2 protein-coding genes are annotated in these 2,252 nt (G+C 66.6%); both read right to left on the reverse strand.

Annotated elements, in window-relative coordinates; all coding sequences use genetic code 11:
* The coding region (locus AC1DU6_RS28220) for an acyl-CoA dehydrogenase family protein (protein WP_477861168.1) at positions 1–979 on the reverse strand (979 nt) is incomplete at its 3' end.
* A gap of 16 nt (positions 980–995) precedes the next feature.
* The gene (locus AC1DU6_RS28225) at positions 996–2,195 is read right to left on the reverse strand and encodes an acyl-CoA dehydrogenase family protein (RefSeq protein WP_477861170.1); all 1,200 of its coding nucleotides are present in this window, start codon (positions 2,193–2,195) and stop codon (positions 996–998) included.
* Positions 2,196–2,252 lie beyond the last annotated feature (57 nt).

The raw sequence follows: 2,252 nt of genomic DNA on the forward strand, positions 1-2,252 counted from the left end.
GCTGGGTGCACTGCTGGCCAACGAAGCGCATCGAGTTGCCAAGCTGCACCTTGGCCTGCGACAGCGCGCGGCGGCGCACGGCGGGCGCGTCACCCAGGCGCAGCGTGGCGTAGTAGCTCATCGAGCGGGCCAGTTCGAGCTGCATCTTCACGTCGGCGATACGGTGCTTGAGCGCCTGGAAGCTGGAGATCACGACGCCGAACTGCTTGCGCGTGTTCATGTACTCGACGGTCAKCGCGAGGTACTTCTCCATGACGCCGATGGCCTCGGCAGCCTGCGCGGCAATGCCGATGTCGGCGGCCAGTTCCAGCAGGGCATGGCCTTGGTCGGGACCGGCGATGAGCTGGGCGGGCGTGTTGTCGAAGTGGACCTCGGCCGCGCGCGAGCCGTCATAGAGCGAATAGGGCCGCGTGTGCACGCCGGCCGCCGAGCGTTCGACGAGGTAGAGGGCTACACCGTGCGGGGCGTCGTCGGTGCCGGACACGCGGGCCGGCACGATGAAGGCGTCGGCGACGTCGCCAGCCGGCACCAGGCTCTTCACGCCGGTCAGCTTGCCGTCGACGGCGCGCGTGGCTACCTGATTCAGGCGGTAGCGCGATTTGGCCTCCTGGTGCGCGAGCACGACGAGGGCCTCGCCACCGGCGATGCGTGGCAGCCAGGTGGCCTGCAGTTCATCGGGCGCGCGTCCGAGCAGCGCCGGCGCGATCAGCGCGCCCTGCGCCACCGGCTCCATGACGAGGCCGCGACCGAGCTCTTCCATGACCACCATCGCCTCGACGGCGCCGAAGCCCATGCCGCCGTGTGCCTCAGGCACTGCCAGCGCGGTCAGGCCCAGGCCCGCCAAGCCGTTCCAGGCGGCGCGGTCGAAACCGCCAGCGCGCTCGATCTTTGTTCGGCGCTCGAAGGCGTAGTCCTTGTCGACAAAGCGGCGCACCGCGTCGCGCAGAGCTTCCTGGTCTTCACTGAAATCGAAATCCATTTGTCTTGTCTCCCGCTCAGCCGAGCACCGTCTGCGCGACGATGTTGCGTTGCACTTCGTTCGAGCCGCCGTAGATCGTCGTCTTGCGGACGTTCAGGTAGTTACCGGTCAGCGGGATGGCATGCGACGCGCCGCCGATCCAGGCGCCGCCCAGCCACTGGTCGCCCTGCCAGCCGGCTTCCATCGCCTCGTGGACATAGGGCAGGGCCAGCGGGCCGCCGGCCAGCATCATCAGCTCGGTGTAGCGCTGCTGAAGTTCACTGCCGCGGATCTTGAGCAAGCCCGCAACGTCCAGCGGTTGCTTGCCGGTGCGTTCGCCGGACAGCACGCGCAGCACCATCATCTCCAGCGCCACGACGTCGACCTCGCACAGCGCGATCTGGTCGCGGAAGCGCTGGTCGTCCATCAGGCCTTCGGCCTTGGCGATGCGCTTGAGCCGCTCCAGCTCGCGCTTAGCACGGTTCACGTCGGCGATGTTGGTGCGCTCGTGGGAGAGCAGGTGCTTGGCATAGGTCCAGCCCTTGTTTTCCTCGCCGATCAGATTCTCGGCGGGCACCTCGACGTTGTCGAACCAGACCTCGTTCACCTCGTGCTCGCCGTCGAGCATGATGATGGGCTTGACGCTGACGCCGGGCGTCTTCATGTCGATCAACAGGAATGAGATACCGGTCTGCGGCTTGCCTTCGGTCGACGTGCGCACCAGGCAGAAGATCCAGTCGCCGTACTGGCCGAGGGTCGTCCAGGTCTTCTGGCCATTGACGATGTATTTGTCGCCTTGGCGTTCAGCGCGGCACTTCAGCGAGGCCAAGTCCGAACCCGAGCCGGGTTCGCTATAGCCTTGGCTCCACCAGGCCTCACCGCTCATGATGCCGGGCAGGAAGCGCTGCTGCTGCTCCGGCGTGCCGAAGGCCATGATGACTGGCGCGACCATGACCGGGCCGAAGGGCACGATGCGCGGCGCGCAGGCCAGCGCACATTCCTCTTCGAACAGATGGCGCTGCACGGCATTCCATCCTGGGCCACCGAACTGCTTGGGCCAGGCCCAGCCGTGCCAGCCCTTGGCGCCGAGGATCTTGGCCCAGCGCTGCAGATCGTCCTTGTTCAGACGAAGCGCGTTGCGTACCTTGTGGGCGATATCCGCCGGCAGGTTGGCGCGCACCCAGTCGCGCACCTCGGCGCGGAAGGCCAGCTCCGCATCGGTGAAGTTGAGGTCCATGTCTCGCCGTATTGTCGTGATGGGAATACCCGGCTTTTAGCACGGTCGTTCGCATCC

The sequence above is a fragment of the Roseateles sp. P5_B10 genome (genome assembly GCF_056400485.1).

Bases quoted from the DNA above. Each gene is read 5' to 3' on its own strand.
- AC1DU6_RS28225 (WP_477861170.1), bottom strand. From the start codon at position 2,195: ATGGACCTCAACTTCACCGATGCGGAGCTGGCCTTCCGCGCCGAGGTG.